A 270-nucleotide genomic window follows, 5' to 3' on the forward strand; every position below is an offset into this window, starting at 1 on the left:
TGCATAGGCACGCCCCGCTACCTCAGCATCAATAAATGTGAGCAACACGGCAAACAGGATCAGTGAGGCAATTCCGGGGAAAAGCCACCAGACAGATTTATCCAGCCGCAGCCATGCCCAGAATGCGAAACAGCCTGCAATTTCTGCAAGGGCTGTAAGGGAGTAAATCAGAACCTGCGCTACGGGTTTCATAAGAGCGAAATTTCCTGCTGTCTGTGATGCTTTGTAAGACATGATAAACATAGCGGATTAATAAATTTCTTTATCATT

1 protein-coding gene is annotated in these 270 nt (G+C 46.3%); it reads right to left on the reverse strand.

Annotation, left to right across the window (positions count from 1 at the left end; translation table 11 throughout):
* Positions 1 to 192, reverse strand: a 192-nt coding sequence (locus tag HBA93_RS21285) for a YnfA family protein (protein ID WP_502910172.1), incomplete at its 3' end; no start/stop codon positions are given.
* Between the last annotated feature and the right edge of the window lie 78 nt (positions 193 to 270).

Source organism: Ochrobactrum sp. SFR4 (assembly GCF_019730395.1).
In the GTDB taxonomy this organism is placed as follows: Bacteria; Pseudomonadota; Alphaproteobacteria; order Rhizobiales; family Rhizobiaceae; genus Pseudochrobactrum.